At 67.7% G+C, this 17,199-nt stretch carries 15 protein-coding genes and 1 pseudogene; 9 read left to right on the plus strand and 7 right to left on the minus strand.

The genetic code is table 11. The features are described from left to right. Positions 1 to 70: 70 nt before the first annotated feature. The 5 genes and pseudogenes from ACFX4F_RS18600 to ACFX4F_RS18620 form a co-directional block, all read right to left on the minus strand. Positions 71 to 3,280 (minus strand): efflux RND transporter permease subunit, encoded by a 3,210-nt coding sequence (locus ACFX4F_RS18600; protein ID WP_380657728.1) that lies wholly within the window; start codon positions 3,278 to 3,280, stop codon positions 71 to 73. 9 nt (positions 3,281 to 3,289) lie between these two features. Then, complete coding sequence (locus ACFX4F_RS18605; RefSeq protein ID WP_380657730.1) at positions 3,290 to 4,489, minus strand: efflux RND transporter periplasmic adaptor subunit; 1,200 nt, start codon at positions 4,487 to 4,489, stop codon at positions 3,290 to 3,292. Beyond that, entirely contained in the window at positions 4,486 to 5,739 is a 1,254-nt protein-coding gene (locus ACFX4F_RS18610) for a TolC family protein (protein WP_375068767.1), read from the minus strand. The genes ACFX4F_RS18605 and ACFX4F_RS18610 overlap by 4 nt, the downstream gene beginning before the upstream one ends. Before the next feature lie 56 nt (positions 5,740 to 5,795). Beyond that, the gene (locus ACFX4F_RS18615; protein WP_380657732.1) at positions 5,796 to 6,128 is read right to left on the minus strand and encodes a hypothetical protein; all 333 of its coding nucleotides are present in this window, start codon (positions 6,126 to 6,128) and stop codon (positions 5,796 to 5,798) included. Positions 6,129 to 6,407: 279 nt separating this feature from the next. Continuing rightward, positions 6,408 to 6,509, minus strand: a pseudogene (locus ACFX4F_RS18620) (RidA family protein); the annotation flags it as partial. A 126-nt stretch (positions 6,510 to 6,635) separates the two neighbouring features. Here ACFX4F_RS18620 and ACFX4F_RS18625 point away from each other — a divergent pair. Continuing rightward, complete coding sequence (locus tag ACFX4F_RS18625) at positions 6,636 to 7,256, plus strand: hypothetical protein (RefSeq protein ID WP_141134233.1); 621 nt, start codon at positions 6,636 to 6,638, stop codon at positions 7,254 to 7,256. A 76-nt stretch (positions 7,257 to 7,332) separates the two neighbouring features. Here ACFX4F_RS18625 and ACFX4F_RS18630 read toward each other — a convergent pair whose 3' ends face one another. Further along, positions 7,333 to 7,722 carry a RidA family protein gene (locus tag ACFX4F_RS18630; RefSeq protein WP_380657734.1) on the minus strand — a complete coding sequence of 130 codons (390 nt, stop codon included), beginning with the start codon at positions 7,720 to 7,722 and terminating at the stop codon, positions 7,333 to 7,335. Positions 7,723 to 7,832: 110 nt separating this feature from the next. On the opposite strand from ACFX4F_RS18630, the gene ACFX4F_RS18635 reads away from it, so the two are divergent. Next, positions 7,833 to 8,726, plus strand: a complete 894-nt coding sequence (locus tag ACFX4F_RS18635; protein WP_380657736.1) for a LysR family transcriptional regulator — start codon at positions 7,833 to 7,835, stop codon at positions 8,724 to 8,726. Here the strand turns inward: ACFX4F_RS18635 and ACFX4F_RS18640 are convergent. Beyond that, complete coding sequence (locus ACFX4F_RS18640; RefSeq protein ID WP_380657738.1) at positions 8,695 to 9,927, minus strand: nucleotide disphospho-sugar-binding domain-containing protein; 1,233 nt, start codon at positions 9,925 to 9,927, stop codon at positions 8,695 to 8,697. The two genes, ACFX4F_RS18635 and ACFX4F_RS18640, sit on opposite strands and share 32 nt — an antisense overlap. Positions 9,928 to 10,130: 203 nt before the next feature. Between ACFX4F_RS18640 and dnaQ the strand changes: the two genes are divergently transcribed. The 7 genes from dnaQ (at position 10,131) to ACFX4F_RS18675 (ending at position 17,125) form a co-directional block, all read left to right on the plus strand. Continuing rightward, positions 10,131 to 10,640, plus strand: a complete 510-nt coding sequence (dnaQ, locus tag ACFX4F_RS18645) for a DNA polymerase III subunit epsilon (protein ID WP_099819913.1) — start codon at positions 10,131 to 10,133, stop codon at positions 10,638 to 10,640. Positions 10,641 to 10,964: 324 nt separating this feature from the next. Next, complete coding sequence (gene rpmB, locus ACFX4F_RS18650) at positions 10,965 to 11,201, plus strand: 50S ribosomal protein L28 (protein WP_005411638.1); 237 nt, start codon at positions 10,965 to 10,967, stop codon at positions 11,199 to 11,201. A gap of 10 nt (positions 11,202 to 11,211) precedes the next feature. Then, positions 11,212 to 11,379 (plus strand): 50S ribosomal protein L33, encoded by a 168-nt coding sequence (gene rpmG, locus ACFX4F_RS18655; protein ID WP_170272460.1) that lies wholly within the window; start codon positions 11,212 to 11,214, stop codon positions 11,377 to 11,379. A 206-nt stretch (positions 11,380 to 11,585) separates the two neighbouring features. Then, positions 11,586 to 13,004: a cardiolipin synthase gene (gene cls / locus ACFX4F_RS18660; RefSeq protein WP_380657741.1), complete on the plus strand. Its 1,419-nt coding sequence runs from the start codon at positions 11,586 to 11,588 to the stop codon at positions 13,002 to 13,004. 24 nt (positions 13,005 to 13,028) lie between these two features. Next, positions 13,029 to 14,450: an FAD/NAD(P)-binding protein gene (locus tag ACFX4F_RS18665; RefSeq protein ID WP_380657743.1), complete on the plus strand. Its 1,422-nt coding sequence runs from the start codon at positions 13,029 to 13,031 to the stop codon at positions 14,448 to 14,450. A gap of 9 nt (positions 14,451 to 14,459) precedes the next feature. Then, positions 14,460 to 16,652, plus strand: a complete 2,193-nt coding sequence (gene uvrD / locus ACFX4F_RS18670; RefSeq protein ID WP_099819910.1) for a DNA helicase II — start codon at positions 14,460 to 14,462, stop codon at positions 16,650 to 16,652. Between the two features lie 146 nt (positions 16,653 to 16,798). Continuing rightward, positions 16,799 to 17,125, plus strand: coding sequence for a low molecular weight protein tyrosine phosphatase family protein (locus tag ACFX4F_RS18675; RefSeq protein ID WP_346558895.1), 327 nt, complete (start codon positions 16,799 to 16,801; stop codon positions 17,123 to 17,125). The last annotated feature ends 74 nt before the right edge of the window (positions 17,126 to 17,199 follow it).

A 17,199-nucleotide genomic window follows, 5' to 3' on the forward strand; every position in this document is an offset into this window, starting at 1 on the left:
GGCGGGGATCCGACCCGGGCGCGGGGTCGGATCCCTTTCCCACGGAAAGGGCTCCGCCCCCCCCCCAACCTCACCCCACCGTCCGCACCTTCGCCACGCGCGCGGCAAAGGTCGGCAGCACCAGCAGGGTCAGCACCGTGGCGGTGATCAAGCCACCGATCACCACCGTCGCCAGCGGCTTCTGCACTTCCGCACCGGAACCACTGGCGATCGCCATCGGAATGAAGCCGACGATGGCCACCAGCGCGGTGGTCAGCACCGCGCGGATACGGCTGGACGCACCATTGATCGCGGCCATCATCGGCACGTCACCGGCGTCCAGGCGCTCGCGGATCGCCTGCATCAGCACCAGGCCATTGAGCGTGGCCACGCCGGACACCGCGATGAAGCCCACCGCTGCCGACACCGAGAACGGCATGCCGCGCAGCAGCAGGGCGAGGATGCCGCCGACCAGCGCCAGCGGCACGCAGCTGAACACCAGTACCGCTTCCTTGCCGCTGCGCAGGGCCATGAACAGCAGGCTGCCGATCAGCAGGAACACCACCGGCACCACTGTGGCCAGGCGCTTTTCCGCGCGCTGCAGGTTCTCGAACTGGCCACCCCAGGTCAGGTGCGCACCGGGCGGCAGCGCCACCTCGGCGACGGCGGTCTGCGCCTCACCAACGAAGCCGCCGAGATCGCGGCCACGCACGTTGGCCTGCACCACCACCCGGCGGCTGCCGTTGTTGCGGCTGATCTGGTTCGGCCCTTCGCTGACGCTGATGCGCGCGACCGAGGACAGCGGAATCACCACGCCGGCCGGCGTGGCGATCGGCAGCGAGGCCAGCTGATCCGGGTCGTTGCGTGCGCTGTCGTCCAGCCGCACAACTACATCGAAGCGACGGTCGCCCTCGAAGATCTTGCCCGCCGCCGTGCCGCCGATGCCGGTAGACAGCGCATCGCTGACGTCCGCGGCGGTCAATCCGTACTGCGCCGCTGCCACATGGTCGATCTTGACGTTGAGCGTGGGCAGGCCGGAAATCTGCTCCACCCGCACATCGGCCGCACCCTCCACCGCGCGCAGTTTCAGCGCCACCTGGTCGGCCACCTTCTGCAACTGGCTGAAGTCATCGCCGAAGATCATCACCGCCAGATCGGTCCGCACGCCGGAAATCAGCTCGTTGAAGCGCAGCTCGATCGGCTGGCTGAATTCGAAGCTGTTGCCCAGCTGCTGGCCGGCCAGCTTTTCGAAGCGGGCCACCAGTGCTTCCTTGCCCAGCTTCGGGTCGGGCCAGTCCGCGCGTGGCTTGAGCACGATCACACTGTCGGAAATGTTGGTCGGCATCGGGTCGATCGCCGCTTCAGCGGTACCGGTACGCGAGAACACCGTTTCCACTTCCGGTTGCTGGGCAATCGCCTTTTCCAGCGCCAGCTGCATCGCCAGCGACTGCTCCAGCGAGGTCGACGGCACGCGCAGTGCCTGCATCGCCACGTTGCCTTCATCCAGGGTAGGCATGAACTCGCGGCCGAGCAGGCCGAACGAACCAATACCCACCAGCAGCATCAGGCCCGCACCCGCCACCACCGACCGTGGCCGCGCGACGGCCTGGCGGATGATCGGCTCGATGCGCCCACGCAGCACGCGGATCAGCTTCGTTTCGTGCTCGCCATCATCGCGGTGCGCCTCGCCGTCCTTCAGCTTCGGCTCGCGCACCAGCAGTGCGGCCATCGCCGGCACGAAGGTGAAGGAGAAGATGAAGGCACCCACCAGCGCCAGCATGAAGGTCGCCGCCATCGGGTGGAACGTCTTGCCCTCCACGCCTTCCAGAGTGAGGATCGGCGCGAACACCAGCAGGATGATCAGCTGGCCGAACGCTGCCGGTCGTGCCATTTTGCGCGCCGAATCAGCCGCGACACGCAGGCGTTCCATCGTGGTCAACGCGCGGCCCAGTTCGGCACGACGCTGGCCCAGCATCAGCAGCGTTGATTCGATCACGATCACCGCGCCGTCCACCAGAATGCCGAAGTCCAGCGCACCCAGGCTCATCAGGTTGCCGCTGATGCCGAAGCGGTTCATGCCGATCACTGCGAACAGGAACGACAGCGGGATCACCAGTGCGGTGATCGCCGCCGCGCGCAGGTTGCCGAGCAGCAGGAACAGCACCACCACCACCAGCAGCGCGCCCTCGGTGAGGTTCTTGGCCACGGTCTTGATGGTGGAATTGACCAGCACGCTGCGGTCCAGCACCGGCGCTGCCACGATGTTGGCCGGCAGCGATTTGTTCACCTGTTCCAGGCGCGCGGCGGCGGCCTGGGCCACGGTGCGGCTGTTGCCACCGGCGATCATCAGCGCGGTACCCAGCACGGCTTCATGGCCGTTGCGGCTGGCCGCACCCAGGCGCGGTGCGCGGCTCAGTTCGACCTCGGCCACATCGGCCACCCGCACCACCACGCCGTTGCGGGTGGACACCGGCGCCTGTGCCAGATCGTCGGTGGTCAGTGCCAGACCGTCGGCACGCACCACCAGACCTTCGCCGGCACGCTGCACGAAGCCGGCACCGGCCTGCACGTTGGAGCGCTGCAGGGCCGTCACCAGATCGGCCAGGCCCAGGCCATGCGCGGCCAAGCGCGCGCTGTCCGGATGCACGCCGTATTCCTTCACGTAGCCACCGACGGTGTCCACGCCCGCCAGTCCGGGGCTGGAACGCATCTGCGGCGCGATGATCCAGTCCTGCACGGTGCGCAGGTAGGTGGCGCGTTCTTCCGGCGTGCGCAGCAGATTGCCTTCCGGCGTGCGGTAGACCTCACCGGCCTGCCAGCCTGCTTCGCCCGGCTTGGCCAGCTTCGCAGGGTCGAACGCGGTGAAGTCCACCGTCCACATCAACACCTCGCCGAGGCCGGTGGTGACCGGCGACAGCATCGGCGACGCACCATCAGGCAGGTCTTCGGCGGCTTCGCGCATGCGTTCGGCCACCTGCTGGCGGGCGAAGTAGATGTCGGTGGCATCGGTGAAGATCGCGGTGACCTGCGAGAAGCCATTGCGCGACAGCGAACGGGTGGTGGTCAGGCCGGGGATGCCGGCCAGCGCGGTTTCCAGCGGATAGGTCACCTGCCGCTCGATCTGCTCGGGCGTCAGTGCCGGTGCCACGGTGTTGATCTGCACCTGGCGGTTGGTGATGTCCGGTACCGCATCGATCGGCAGCTTGCCGAGCTGGAACAGGCCCACGGCGGCAACGAGTGCAGCCAGGGCCACGACCAGCCAGCGGTGGCGTACCGCGGTTTCAATGATGAGCTTGAACATGGAAGGTCCTCAGTGCCCGTGCTCGGCTTCGCCCTTGGCCAGTTCGGCCTTGAGCAGGAACGCGTTGGCGCCGACGATGCGTTCGCTGCCGCTCAGGCCACCGAGGATCTCGATGCGGTCGCCGGCGCGTCGGCCGGCCAGCACCGGTTGCACCTTGAAGCCGCCCTCGACGGCGACGAACACCGCGCTGCTGCCATCCACGTTCTGCACTGCATCGGCTGGCACGCTCAACGCCCCATCCTTGCCGTCGGTGACCACCACCGCCGACACCGGCGAACCGGCGGGCGGCAATGCGGCATTGACCGGCGTGGCACGGATCACCGCCACGCCACCCTGCTGGCGCACATCGGCGGCAGAACCGGTGACGGTGGCACTGAAGCTGCCGCCCGGCACGGTCACTTCCAGCGTCATGCCCGGGCTGACCTGTGCGGCCAGCGCTGGCGGTGCGGTGAACACCAGTTCGTTCATCGACGGATCGGCGACGTCGGCCACCGGGCTGCCGGCCGCCACCACGCCACCGGGCGTGACCTGCACGTTGCCGACGATGCCGGCCACCGGGCTGGTGATGCGCACGCGGCCGCTGCTGTCGGGTGAACCGTTGGCGGCGGCCTGTGCCTGTGCGGCCGCGGCCTGCGCCTGTGCCGCCAGCGAGCGCGCGCGTGAGGTTTCCAGTTCCTGACGGGCGACCACGCCCTGTTCGACCAGCGCCTTGTCGCGGCCATGGGCCAGGCGCGCCGCCTCGGCTTCCGCGGCGGCGGCAACCGCATTGGCACGGAACACCGCCGCCTCGCCGCTGACCACGATCGCCAGCGCCTGGTTCTGCTTCACCGCCGTGCCCGGTGCCACCAGCACGCGCTCCACGCGCCCGGTCACGGTGGAGGCGACCGATGCACGCGCACCGATCGATGGCTCCACCCGGCCGGACAGCCGCGTCGAACCGCCGCCGCCGCGGCCGACGGCAACCACGTCGATGCCGGAGGCCTTGATCTGCTCGGGCGTCAGTTGCACCACGCCTTCGTCGGCGTCGGGCACCTTGCGTGTTTCGGCCTTGGCTTCGGTGCTGTCAGCGGCATGACCATGGCCGTCGTCGGCCGCTGCCTTGCTGGCGGTATCCGATGCGTCCGGGGTCTGTGCGTTGCCGGAGCAGCCGGCCAGCACTACGGTCAGCAGCAGACCACCCACCAGGGGGAAAGAGCGGGACAGGTTCATCGGGCCTCCACAAAAGGTGCGCGCCCTTCGAGGCGGGCGAGATCGATTTCCGCGCCGACACGCGACAGACGCGCGTCCACAGCGGTGCCGCGGGCGGCGATGAGGGCACTGCGGGTGCTGCGCAGTTCCAGCTGCGAGATGCGTCCGGCGTCGAAGCCGACACGGGCCAGGCGATAGGCTTCTTCGGCGGCGACCACGCTTTCGTCGGCCGCGCGGGTGCGGCTGCCGGCGGCCTTCAGGCCCGCCACCGCCGACAACCGTTCCGCTTCGCTGTCACGGCGCTGCTGGTCCAGCCGCGCCTCGGCCGCGCGCTGTTCGGCACTGGCGGCGCGGATGCCACCACGGTTGCGGTCGAACAACGGGATCGAGAGGCTGACGCCGAGCGTGTAGGCCTGCTCGCGGTCCTCGCGGAAACGCGTCTGCGCGGCCGTGACGCTGAGGTCGGGCAGGGCACGCTTGCGCTCCACATCGACCAGGCGACCGGCTGCGTCCACCTCGGCTTCGGCGACGCGCACGGCCAGTGCCACATCGGTGGCGCCGCGCGGTGCCGGCGGTGCGCGGTCGAGCAGGCTGTCGTCGATGGTCTGCACCGGTGCATCCAGCAGGGCCGCACCAGCCAGGCGGGCCAGTGCGGCATCGCGGAAGGCCTGCGCCTCATCCAGCGCGGCGCTGGCATTGGCCACTTCGCTTTGTGCCTGCACGGCGCGCAACTGCGGCTCGCGGCCATGCTTGACCATGGCGGTGACCGCCGCCGCATCGTCGCGGGTGAGGGTCAGCGCTTCGTCGGCCAGGGTGTAACGACGCAGGGCGCTTTCCGCCTGTGCGTAGATCGCCGCCAGCTGGCTGGCGACATCGCTGCGGCTCTGCGAACCACGCAGGGCAGCGGCCTGTGCCTCGGCGCGGGCGGCGCGGACGCGCGCGCCACGCTGGCCCCAGACCTCCAAAGGCTGGGACAGGGTAAGCACGGTGTCCGCCCTGCCCATGCCGCCGTAGGAGCCCGTGCCCCAGGCGTTTTCGGCGGACCAGGAAAGGGAGGGATTGGGCAGCGCCCGGGCCTGGTCGGCGCGGGCGTCGGCCGCCTCGGCCAATGCCGCGCCGACGCGGGCGCCGGGCAGCTGGTCGAGACGTTCAAGCAGGGTGTCGTACGAAGGTGCGGCTTGTGCGGCGACCTGTGCGGCGGGGATCAGGCCCAGCAGCACGGCGACGACCAGCCCGGCCGCGCGCGGCGACCGACGTGTCAGGATCGACATAGGGGGATTCCGGTTGTGAGTGAAACGGGAGCCCGCGATTGCGGGACGCGCTCAACTCACGCCCGGGGGGGACGTGCCAGTTCGTCCTGGGCGACCGCATAGGTCGCCGCGTCGCCTGCATTCATCCAGCGCGCCGGTTGCGGCGTGCCAAAGGCGGCGAAGGTGCTCGCCGGCAGGCTCAGGTTGGAGTGGTGGCAGTGGTTGTGGCCACAGGCGCCGACATGCTTGCCGTCGGTATCGCCATCGGACTCCGGTGCGGACTCCACATGCACCGTGCTGGCGTGCGGTTCCACCGTGCAGGCCAGCGCGTCGGCCACCGGCACGACCACGAATGCCGCCATCAGCAGCATCAGCAGGGTCGAACGGAGGTGGCGGGTGATCCAGCGCATGGAGGGCAGGCTAGCAAGCGGTTTTCGCCGGATACAATATCAACGGCCGCTTCGGGAATTCGTCGGAATCTCCCGTTCAGCTACGCCGCGCACGTCTGCTCTGGTAGGTGTCGACCTTGGTCGGCTCGCCTTTCGGTCCGTGGGGTGGGACACCGGGATGCGCTTCTGTAGAGCCGAGCCCATGCTCGGCTGCTTTCGTGCGACCAGCCGCCCCGGTAGGTGTCGACCTTGGTCGACACGCTTTTTGACCCCCGACACATTGCCGGCCAGCGGCTGGCACTACCGGTCTGCAGGCAGCTTCGCGATCACCTTGATCTCGAACTGGAACCCATACAGCCAGATCACGCCAATGCCGGTCAGGGTCGGGAGGCGGACGTTGCCTGGCAGATCGCACCGGCTCCAAGCCATGCGCACCAGCGCCTGCTTGTCGGAATTGGCTCTTGGTGGGAAAGGTCGGGGCCGGGAAAATTCCGGCAACACGCCGCAGAAGCCCAGAGAATCGACTCGATGAACTACTACGCGCTATCCCAGGCAAATCCGCCAGGATGCCCCTCGTACTATCTGGACGCTCAGCTTCACGACAGGTTTCATCCTTTCCATCCTGCTGTTTCCCATGGCCGATTCCCTTGGTACGCCAGGGCCAGAACTGACACGGCACGGGTCTTCACAGACACCATGGTGCTGGTTGGCCCTGAGGCGAGTCATTCCCACGACATCGTCCGCATTACCTCGCACATTTACATTGCAAGCCAGAAGTTCATGGCAGCCTGCCTGAAATTTGATGCCAGGATGATCGACTTCAGGGGCATTCCTCATGTTTCAGAGAAGGGATGGACGACTTCAAAGAGTGAGTACAGTGCCATCATCTTCCATGAGACCAGCCTCTCCTCCGTCGCCTCTGAGGAAAACCAGATGGCGTATAGCAAGTATGGAGAGTCTCGCAGGATCAAGAAGCTGCGCGTGAAAAGCTCCTTCAAAGAACACTTGTTCCGGCTTAAGAACATGGAAGGCTCCAGCAACACCTTGATCTGCTCGGAGGACTTTCGTGCTTACGTCGGCGATAGTCTCAGCGACGTCGAATTTGTTGATACCGCGGATGTGGAGTGGCCGCGAATCAAGCCGATCTGACTCGCCCGACGACGTGGGAACAGGCGAGCGCAGGTCAACGCCCGTCGTTGCCGGCCAGCGGCCGGCACTACCCGTGTCACGGCAGCTTCGCGATCACCTTGATCTCGAACTGGAACCCATACAGCCAGGTCACGCCGATGCCGGTCAGGGTCTGGTGCGGCGCTTCACCCCAGTACTCCGGCACGATCGCCCAGGCCTTTTCGAAGTTGGTTTCCGGGTCGACCAGGAACACGGTCACGTCGATCACGTCGTCGAACGTGCAGCCAGCCGCGGCCAGCACGGCGTTGAGATTGTCGAAGGCGCGGCGCACCTGGGTCTCGAAGTCGGGCTCGGGCGAGCCGTCCTCGCGGCTGCCGACCTGGCCGGAGACGAACAGGAAGCCATTGGACCGGATCGCCGGTGAGTAGCGATTGCGCTCGTACAGCGCCTGCCGGCCGGCGGGAAAGACGACATCACGGTGGGACATAAGACGGATTCCAGACGGGAGGAGACCATCCTCCCCGCAGCCGCTGTCTGGATAAACCGCGATGATGCGCCTAGATTGATTGGTAATTCCAAACAATCAGGGCCGCTGACATGGACCGCTTCGAGGCGATGCGGGCCTTCGCCCGGGTGGTGGAGACCGGCAGCTTCACCCGCGCCGCGCACACCCTGCAGCTCAGCCGCACCACGGTCACCCAGCTGGTACAGCAGCTGGAGGCGCATCTGCGGTTGCGGCTGCTCAACCGCACCACGCGCCGGGTCAGTGTCACCGCCGATGGCGCGGCCTATTACCCGCGCATCGTGCGGTTGCTGGCCGAGCTGGAAGAGGTGGAGGGCGGCCTGGGCGATGCTGCCGCACAACCGCGCGGTCGCCTGCGCATCGATTTGCCCGGACCGTACGCGCGGCTGCGGCTGGTGCCGGCGCTGCCCGGTTTCCAGGCGCGCTATCCGGAGATCCAGCTGGAGGTGGGGGTCAGCGACCGCGAGGTCGATGTGATCGCCGACAACGTCGACTGCGTGATCCGCGGTGGCACCCCGGCCGACCCGGCGTTGGTGGCGCGTCCGCTGGCGAGCCTGCCGATCGGCTTCCATGCCAGCCCAGGCTATGTGCAGCAGTTCGGTGCGCCGGACCACCCGCGCGCGCTGCAAGGGCCGGACCATCACACGGTCGGTTTCCTCAGCCCGCGCAGTGGCCGCGCCCGCGTGTTCAGCGCGAAGCGCGGCGCCGAGCGCATCGAGGTGCAGGGGCGTTATTCCATCGGCTTCGATGATGGCAACGCCTATCTGGCAGCGGGTCTGGCCGGCCTCGGCGTGGTCGCGTTGCCCAGCTACATGGCCGAACCGCACGTGGCGCGCGGTGAGCTGCTGCCGGTGCTGCAGGATTGGCAGCTGCCGCCGATGCCGATGCACGTGATGTTCCCGCCGAACCGGCACATGAGCCAGCGGCTGCGGGTGTTCATTGATTGGGTGGTGGAGACGTTGGGCTGAGCCACCGCTCGATCGCCGCCACGCCGCATGCCACTCCGTCCTCGTTCGCCATTGCAGCGCCCAGCGCGGCTGCACGCACGCGCGTATCCGCCTGCTCGGCGAACGCCAGTGCATCGGCCAACGCCTGCGGCTGCAACCGTTTCGGTGACAGCGGCGCAGGCGCTACACCCAGGCGCTGCAGGCGATCGGCCCAGAAGAACTGGTCGGCGGCGAACGGCATCACCATCGACGGTATGCCGGCGCGACAGGCCGAATGCGTGGTGCCGCTGCCACCATGGTGGATCGCCAGCGCGCAGCGCGGCAGCAAGGCTTCATGCGGGGTGGGCCTGATCACAAGTACCGTGTCGGGCAACGCCATGTCGGGCACGCCGACCCAACCGGGGAACAGCAGCACGCGGCGCGGTGCCAGCGCCGACAACAGCGCCGGCAGCACACGTTCGCGGTCGAAGCCGGTCATGCTGCCGAAGCCCAGGTAGACCGGCGGTGGGCCGGCATCGAGGAAGGCCTGCAGTTCCGCCGACGGTTGCCACGGCGCTGCGGGTGCCGACCACTGGCCGCACACGAGGTGGTCGGCCGGCCAGTCCGAAGGCGGCGGCAACAGCTGCGGCGAGATGCCGTACAGCATCGGCAGGCCGGTCCACAGCGAGCGTCGTGGCCGCTGCCCGGCGTGCTGGCGGGCAGCGTTGATCGGGCCACGGAACTGCCGCCAGATCAGGCCGTTGACCAGCCCGTAGCTGGCCCGGTTCAACCATCCCGGCGAGCGCCCGGGTGGCAGGAAGGGCGAGCGGAATGCGCGCGTCGGCGTCAGCGGAATCATGCCGGCGCCGATCACCGGAAGACCACGACGTTCGCCAACGCTCATGCCGACGAACGCCGCCAGGCCGCCGGTCAGGATCGCATCGCAGCCGTCGGCTGCAGCATCGGCCTGGCGCATCCAGCCGGCGACGTGCTGCAGCGCCATCCGTGCCAGCCCGGTGCTGGCGGCGGCCACGCCGTTGCCGCGTGAGACCAGCGCCACCACTTCATCGTGGATGTCGCCTTCCAGCGCGGCGTGCGGGACGCCCATTGTTTTCGCGCTGCCCAGAGTGCCGCCGTCGGCCAACAGCATGACCTCGTGGCCGGCCGCGATCAGCCCGTAGCAGAGCATGACCAGCGGGCGCGTATCGCCTTCGGTGCCGTAGGTGAGGGCCAGCAGTCGCATTGGAGCCTCCGCAGTGAAACGGCAGTATGCCGGTATCGCAGTGTTCGTCCCGCCTACCCGTTGGCGCGCCGCATGGGACAATCCCGCATCACCTGCCCACGCTGCACGGGCGCGCGCACCAGGATCCAGCACCGCATGACCGCACTCCCTTCACTACCGTCCCTTGTCTCCTGCCTGCGCGTTGCTGCTCACAGGTGTGCGGCATGAGCCGCGTCGTTGCGCTGGATACCGAAACCACCGGCATCTCGCATCGTCTGGGCCACCGGGTGATTGAAATCGGGGCGGTGGAACTGATCGATGGGCAGCTCAGCGGCCGCCAGTTCCACACCTATCTGCAGCCGCAGCGCAAAGTGGACTGGGGCGCGCAGCGCGTGCACGGCATCAGCGATGCGATGCTGGTGGGCAAGCCGCTGTTCGCGAGCAAGGCCGCCGAGCTGCTGGAGTTCCTGGGTGGCAGCGAGATGGTCGCGCACAACGCCACTTTCGATGTCGGCTTCCTCGACAACGAGCTGCGCCTGGCCGGCATCGCCGAAGGGCTGGCCCAGCACTGCCGCGTGACCTGCAGCCTGAAGCTGGCCCGCAACCGTTGGCCGGGCATGCCCAACAAGCTCGACGATGTGCTGCAGCGCCTGCGTATTCCCGGCACCCGCGGCCTGCATGGCGCACTGAAGGATGCGCACCTGCTGGCCCAGGTGGTGCCGCACCTGCGTTGAGCTGGCCCTGTCGCTGTTGTAGAGCCGAGCCGACGCCCGGCTGCTTCTCCCCGTATGACCCAGCCGAGCGTGGGCTATGCGCTACAAGGGCCCCCCGTCGCCGTGTTCAGCCTTGCCCTGTGGGTAACTTGCGCAAGGCCTTGATTGCGTGCATAATGCGCGGCTCGCTGTGTCCGGTTTCGTGCCGGGCGGCGCCCCCGGGAGCACGTCCCCGGCCGCCCAACGCCAGCGTAACCCTTTGATTCTCTTGACGTGTGGTGGGCAACCATCGAGGCCGCCGTCTCCCGGGCTACGGGCTGACACAACTTACTATCGAGGTGCGCCATGTCCCGCGTATGCCAGGTTTCCGGCAAGCGAGTGCAGACGGGTAACAACGTCTCGCACGCCAACAACAAGACCCGTCGTCGTTTCCTGCCGAATCTGCACGAGCGCCGCTTCTGGGTTGCCAGCGAGAACCGCTGGGTGAAGCTTCGTGTTTCCGCGCATGCACTGCGCACCATCGACAAGAACGGTATCGATTCCGTTCTGGCTGAGCTGCGTGCGCGCGGCGAAAAGGTCTGAGGAGTAGACGATCATGGCAGGCAAGCGCGATAAGGTCCGTATGATTTCGACCGCTGGTACCGGTCACTTCTACACGACCGACAAGAACAAGAAGAACACCCCGGGGAAGATGGAATTCTCCAAGTACGATCCGGTCGTGCGCAAGCACGTCCCGTACAAGGAAGGCAAGATCAAGTAATCCGCAAGGATTGCTGATTGCCTCCGAAGAAACCCGCCCTCGTGGCGGGTTTTTTTGTGGCCCCCCGGCCCCCGGTAGGTGTCGACCTCGGTCGACACGTTCCGACCCCGGTGGGTGCCGACCGTTGGTCGGCACGCTTGGCGCGGCTCGACTCCACCCACCCCGCTGGGCAGAATGGCCCATCACCCTCCCGACGGGCGCGCCTGATGCTGTTCGAGTGGTTGCTGGGTTCGTATCTGCTGCTGATCGACTGGCTGATCCGGCTGGTGGCGCTGTGCTGGATCCCCACCCGCACCACGCCGGGCGCGGCGCGCAGCTGGCTGCTGCTGGTCGGCTTCGTGCCGCTGCTGGGCCTGCCGCTGTACCTGCTGTTTGGCCATCCGTGGCTGTCGCGCGAGCGCATCCGCAGGCAGGCCGAGGCCTCGCAGGTGATCCGCGAGGAACAGGCGCTGCAGCGCCGGCTGCGCTGGACGCCGCAGCCCGATTCGGCCAGTGCCGAAGTGGTGCCGCTGGTGCAGCGCCAGGGCGATTTCATGCCGGTGCACGGCAACGCGATCGATCTGCTGACCGACTACGACGAATCACTGCACACCCTGATCGCCGATATCGACCAGGCCCAGGACCGGGTGCACCTGCTGTACTACCTGATGTTCGATGACACGGTGGGCGAGGCCATCGTCGAAGCCCTGCAGCGTGCCGCAGCGCGTGGCGTGCAGTGCCGCGTGCTGCTGGATGCGGTGGGCGCCAAGCGCGGCCTGCGTGCGTACAGCAAGCGGCTGCGATCACGTGACGTCGAAGTGCGCGCGATGCTGCCCGGCGGCCTGCGCTGGCGCCGCAGCGGGCGCATGGACCTGCGCAACCATCGCAAGATCGCGGTGATCGACAACGAAGTGGGCTACGTCGGTTCGCAGAACCTGGCGCGGCCTGAATTCGTGGCCGGCCACCCCAACCGCGAGCTGGTGGCGCGCGTGCGCGGGCCGGCGGTAGCGCACCTTGAAGCGGTGTTCGCCAGCGACTGGTACATCGAAACCGGACAGCGCCTGGACGTCATCGCCGACGTGCCGGTGTGCAGCGAGGACATCGCTACGCAGCTGCTGCCCAGCGGCCCGGCCTATCCCTACAGCAACGCACGCGACGCGGTGGCCGCGCTGATCCATCTTGCCCGGCGCCGGCTGGTGATGGTGACGCCGTACTTCGTGCCCGACGAAGCAACGCTGAGTGCACTGCGCATCGCCGCACTGTCCGGCGTGCAGGTGAAGCTGATCCTGTCGGCCAGCAACAACCAGCGGCTGACCTCGTGGGCGCAGGAGGCCTACTACGATGAGCTGCTGCGCTGCGGGGTGCAGATCGCGCTGTACGAGCCGCAGTTCCTGCATGCCAAGCACATGAGCGTGGACGAGGACATCGCCGTGCTCGGGTCGATCAACATGGATATCCGCTCGTTCGCGCTGAATGCCGAAATCGGCCTGATCTGTTACGACCGTCAACTGGTCACGCAGCTGACCGCCATCGAGGATGACTATCTGCGCCAGTCGCGCCTGCTGGACCTGGAGCAGTGGCGCAAGCGCCCCGCGTGGCTGCGCAGCCGAGAGGGTATCGCACGCCTGGCCGATGCGTTGATGTAGGCCAGCACCAGCCGGGCAGGGTCGATGGCCTACAATCGGCGCATGACTGATTCACCGCGTAATGGCGAACTGGACCTGGCGATCATCGGTGGTGGTGCGGCCGGGGTGCTGGTGGCGATCCAGGTGTTGCGCCAGGCCCGGGCGCCGCTGGCGCTGGCCATCTTCGAGCCGGCCTCGCAGCTGGCACAGGGCATCGCCTATGCCACGCCGTGGCCGGAGCACCTGCTGAACGTGCCGGCGGCGAAGATGAGCGCCTTCCCTGACCAGCCCGGCGACTTTCTTGATTTCCTGCAGACGGCCAACGCCTACCCGGGCGAGGCGCGCGAGGTGCTGGGCGAACGTTACGTGTGTCGCCATTACTTCGCCGCTTACCTGCAGCAGCGCCTGCGCGAGGCCGAAGCGACCAGCGCGGCGCGATTGCAGGTCATCGCCCAACCGGTGCTGGCGCTGCATGCCGATGACCACGGTTACCAGCTGCAGCTGGGCGATGGCCGAACGCTGCATGCAGCGCAGGCGGTGATCGCTACCGGCAACAGCATGCGGCCGCTGCCGGTGGACGGCGCCGATGCGCTGCCCGCCGATGACGTGGTCGAAGCCTGGGATTACGACGGCGTGCGCACGCTGGCCGGTGGCCATGCACTGGCCATCGTCGGCTCCGGGCTGAGCATGGCCGACACCGTACTGGCGCTGGCGGCCGCAGGCCATAGCGGGCCGCTGCACGTGATCTCGCGCCATGGCCTGCTGCCGTTGCCGCATGCACACGGTGGCCTGCCAACGTTCGACCCGCAGGAGCTGCTGCCGATGACCCTGCGCCAGCGCCTGCGTGCACTGCGCCAGCACGCATGGCAGGCACAGGCCGATGGCATCCCCTGGCAGGGCGTGATGGACCGCATCCGCCCGCATGGGCAAGCGCTCTGGTGCAGCCTGGACGCCGCCGACCAGCGCCGCTTCCTGCGCCACGTGGTGCGCTACTGGGATGTGCACCGCCACCGCATCGCTGAACCGGTGGCCGAGCAGTTGCAGGCGCTGCAGGCCAGCGGCCAGCTGCGCGTTCACCGCGCCCGCCTGCAACGCGTGTGGCGCGACGGCGACGCCCTGCAGCTGTCGGGCCGCGAGGCAGGCGGCGGCAACGTGCAGTGGACGATCGGTGCGGTGGTCAATGCCACGGGCGTGGAAACCCGCGCCGCGGCGCTGCGCAACCCCTTGCTGCAGCAGTTGCAGGCAGACGGCCTGGCCCGCCCCGGCCCGCATGGGCTGGGCCTGGACAGCAGTGTGCCGGGCGACCGGTTGTGCGCAGCAGGTGGCCAGCCGCAGGCGCGCCTGGGCGTACTCGGCAGCCTGCGCATCGGCAGCCTGTGGGAAAGCCTGGCGGTGCCTGAACTGCGTCAGCAGGCGCAGGCACTGGCCGCGCAGATGGTCGCAGGAGCTGCGACGTCGATGCCGTAAAATGGAGGCATGGATGTCTCCCACTTGCTTGATGGCCTGAACCCGGCCCAGCGCGAAGCCGTCTCCGCTCCCCTCGGTCACCACCTGGTGCTGGCCGGTGCCGGGTCGGGCAAGACGCGCGTACTCACCCACCGCATTGCCTGGCTGCATGAAGTCGAAGGCGTGCCGACCCACGGCATTTTCGCGGTGACCTTCACCAACAAGGCCGCCGGCGAGATGCGCCATCGCATCGACGCGCAGCTGCCCCATGGCAGCCGCGGCATGTGGATCGGCACCTTCCACGGCCTGGCCAACCGCCTGCTGCGCCTGCACTGGCAGGACGCCAAGCTACCCGAAAGCTTCCAGGTGATGGATTCGGACGACCAGCTGCGGCTGGTCAAGCGCGTGGTACAGGCGCTGGAGCTGGATGACGGCAAGTACCCGCCCAAGCAGATTGCCTGGTGGATCAACGCGCAGAAGGATGAGGGCCGCCGCCCGCAGCACATCCAGCCCGAGCCGAACGATGCGTGGCTGGAAACCATGCGCCAGGCTTACGCCGAGTACCAGGCGCGCTGCGACCGTGCCGGCCTGGTCGATTTCGCCGAGCTGCTGCTGCGCGCGCACGAACTGCTGCGCGACAATCCGCCGTTGCTGTCGCATTACCGCGCACGGTTCCGCGAGATCCTGGTGGACGAATTCCAGGATACCAACGCCATCCAGTACGCCTTCGTGCGTGTACTGGCCGGGCATGAGGGCCACGTGTTCGTGGTCGGTGACGATGACCAGGCGATCTATGGCTGGCGCGGCGCCAAGGTCGAGAACGTGCAGGGCTTCCTGCGCGATTTCCCCGGCGCGCAGACCATCCGCCTGGAACAGAACTACCGTTCCACCGCCAACATCCTCAACGCCGCCAACGCGGTGATCGCGCACAACCCGGACCGCATTGGCAAGCAGCTGTGGACCGACAGCGGTGACGGCGATCCGATCGACCTGTATGCGGCGTACAACGAGATGGACGAGGCGCGCTACATCGTCGAGCGCGCGCGGCAGTGGGTGCGCGACGGCGGCAGCTACACCGAAGTGGCCGTGCTCTACCGCAGCAACGCGCAGTCGCGCGCGCTGGAAGAAGCGCTGCTGAGCGAACAGGTGCCGTACCGCGTGTACGGCGGCATGCGCTTCTTCGAGCGCGCCGAAGTGAAGGATGCGCTGGCGTACCTGCGCCTGTTGTCCAACCGCAACGACGACGCTGCATTCGAGCGCGCGGTGAACACGCCCACGCGTGGCATCGGTGACCGCACGCTGGACGAAGTGCGCCGCGAAGCGCGCGCGCAGGGCATCTCGCTGTGGGAGGCCACCATGCTGGTGACCCAGGGCAGCGCACTGGCGGCGCGGGCCCGCAACGCGCTGGCCGGCTTCCTGGTGCTGGTCAATGAACTGCAGGCGCAGACCCTGCAGATGACCCTGGCCGAGCGCGTGGACCATGTCCTGGTGCGTTCGCAGCTGCGCGAGCACTGGAGCAAGGAAAGCCGCAACGCGCTGGATTCGGAATCGCGTACCGACAACCTCGACGAACTGGTGTCGGTGGCCTCGCGCTTCGTGCGCCGTGCCGACGACATCGAGGAAGTGGGTGAGGACATGGACGAGCTGGTCGCGTTCCTGGCGTATGCCGCGCTGGAAGCCGGTGAAGGCCAGGCGCAGGCGGGCGAGGAGGGCGTGCAGCTGATGACGCTGCACTCGGCCAAGGGCCTGGAATTCCCGCTGGTGTTCCTGGCCGGCGTGGAAGAGGGCCTGTTCCCCAGCGCACGGTCGCTGGAGGAAAGCGGGCGGCTGGAAGAAGAGCGTCGGCTGGCCTACGTCGGCATCACCCGTGCACGACAGAAGCTGGTGCTGAGCTACGCCGAATCGCGGCGCATCCATGGCCAGGACAACTACAGCCTGCCGTCGCGTTTCCTGCGCGAGATTCCGCGCGAGCTGCTGCATGAAGTGCGGCCGAAGGTGCAGGTCTCGCGACCGGCCTCGATGGGCGCAAGCCGGGTGATGGGTCACGCTGCCATCGAAGCGCCGCCGATCAAGCTGGGCGCGCTGGTCAACCATCCCAAGTTCGGCGAAGGCATGGTGACCGACTACGAAGGCAACGGTGCCCACGCACGCGTGCAGATCGAGTTCGCCGACGCCGGCAGCAAGTGGCTGGTGATGGCGTATGCCAACCTGACGGTGATCTGATCACCGCCGGGGTCGGATCCCTCCCGAAGGGAGGGCTCTGACCCCACTACGGCACAGCATCAACCGGTGGCGAATTGCTCCATGCCCCCGCTGGGTCAGAGCCCTTTTCCGTTGGAAAAGGGATCCGACCCCGATACGCTGCGGTCATGACCCGCAACGTGCTCTTCCTCTGCAGCCAGAACCGCCTGCGCAGCCCGACGGCCGAGCAGGTGTTCGCCGATTGGCCTGGCATCGAGACCGCCTCGGCTGGCCTTCTCGCCGACGCCGAGGAGATACTCAGCCCCGAGCTGCTGCAGTGGGCCGACCTGGTGTTCGTGATGGAGCGCGCCCACCGCAACCGCCTCTCCAGCCGCTACAAACCGTGGCTGAAGGGAAAACGCGTGATCTGCCTGGATATCCCGGACGACTACGAGTACATGGACCCGGTGCTGGTGGAGCTGCTGAAACGGAAAGTGCCGCCGTTCCTGCGCTGACCGCGGTCTTGGAGGGCCGAGCCCATGCTCGGCTGCTTCTGGTGGGAAAGAGCAGCCGAGCATGGGCTCGGCTC

Source organism: Stenotrophomonas sp. YIM B13575 (assembly GCF_042787595.1).
GTDB classification, from domain to species: domain Bacteria; phylum Pseudomonadota; class Gammaproteobacteria; order Xanthomonadales; family Xanthomonadaceae; genus Stenotrophomonas; species Stenotrophomonas lactitubi_B.

Coding starts and splice junctions, on each gene's coding strand:
- ACFX4F_RS18600 (WP_380657728.1), bottom strand. CDS start 3,280: ATGTTCAAGCTCATCATTGAAACCGCGGTACGCCACCGCTGGCTGGTC.
- ACFX4F_RS18605 (WP_380657730.1), bottom strand. CDS start 4,489: ATGAACCTGTCCCGCTCTTTCCCCCTGGTGGGTGGTCTGCTGCTGACC.
- ACFX4F_RS18610 (WP_375068767.1), bottom strand. CDS start 5,739: ATGTCGATCCTGACACGTCGGTCGCCGCGCGCGGCCGGGCTGGTCGTC.
- ACFX4F_RS18615 (WP_380657732.1), bottom strand. CDS start 6,128: ATGCGCTGGATCACCCGCCACCTCCGTTCGACCCTGCTGATGCTGCTG.
- ACFX4F_RS18625 (WP_141134233.1), top strand. CDS start 6,636: ATGAACTACTACGCGCTATCCCAGGCAAATCCGCCAGGATGCCCCTCG.
- ACFX4F_RS18630 (WP_380657734.1), bottom strand. CDS start 7,722: ATGTCCCACCGTGATGTCGTCTTTCCCGCCGGCCGGCAGGCGCTGTAC.
- ACFX4F_RS18635 (WP_380657736.1), top strand. CDS start 7,833: ATGGACCGCTTCGAGGCGATGCGGGCCTTCGCCCGGGTGGTGGAGACC.
- ACFX4F_RS18640 (WP_380657738.1), bottom strand. CDS start 9,927: ATGCGACTGCTGGCCCTCACCTACGGCACCGAAGGCGATACGCGCCCG.
- dnaQ (WP_099819913.1), top strand. CDS start 10,131: ATGAGCCGCGTCGTTGCGCTGGATACCGAAACCACCGGCATCTCGCAT.
- rpmB (WP_005411638.1), top strand. CDS start 10,965: ATGTCCCGCGTATGCCAGGTTTCCGGCAAGCGAGTGCAGACGGGTAAC.
- cls (WP_380657741.1), top strand. CDS start 11,586: ATGCTGTTCGAGTGGTTGCTGGGTTCGTATCTGCTGCTGATCGACTGG.
- ACFX4F_RS18665 (WP_380657743.1), top strand. CDS start 13,029: ATGGCCTACAATCGGCGCATGACTGATTCACCGCGTAATGGCGAACTG.
- uvrD (WP_099819910.1), top strand. CDS start 14,460: ATGGATGTCTCCCACTTGCTTGATGGCCTGAACCCGGCCCAGCGCGAA.
- ACFX4F_RS18675 (WP_346558895.1), top strand. CDS start 16,799: ATGACCCGCAACGTGCTCTTCCTCTGCAGCCAGAACCGCCTGCGCAGC.